Source organism: Vibrio ordalii ATCC 33509, from assembly GCA_000257205.1.
Classification (GTDB): domain Bacteria; phylum Pseudomonadota; class Gammaproteobacteria; order Enterobacterales; family Vibrionaceae; genus Vibrio; species Vibrio ordalii.
The window spans coordinates 1-280 of the sequence record AEZC01000221.1; the positions used below are offsets into that span (position 1 = coordinate 1).

General features: G+C 45.0%; 1 protein-coding gene. It reads right to left on the reverse strand.

Translation table 11 applies throughout. The features are described 5' to 3' along the window. A partial coding sequence (gene tnpA / locus VOR_RS0114800; RefSeq protein ID WP_010320473.1) for an IS66 family insertion sequence element accessory protein TnpA occupies window positions 1-195 on the reverse strand: 195 nt, incomplete at its 3' end. Between the last annotated feature and the right edge of the window lie 85 nt (window positions 196-280).

A 280-nucleotide genomic window follows, 5' to 3' on the forward strand; every position in this document is an offset into this window, starting at 1 on the left:
CGTTTTTTCAACGACTTCAGCTTTGATAAAGCCACCAGTTTGAGATTGCCCAAAGCACTGCAATTGTTGACGCTTTGCATAAAAGGTCGAAAGACTCAGACTATGGCGCTCGCAGAAAACACGCTGGGATAGTTGACTGGATTGGTATTGCTCGAACAAGGTTTGCCATTCTTGGTTGGTGCGTCGTTTTGCCATTTCAGATCTCCTTGAGGTTGGAGATTTGATCTTATGGCGGACTGAGGTTGATTAGAATGCGGTGTTTATGATGCGCTTACCCTAA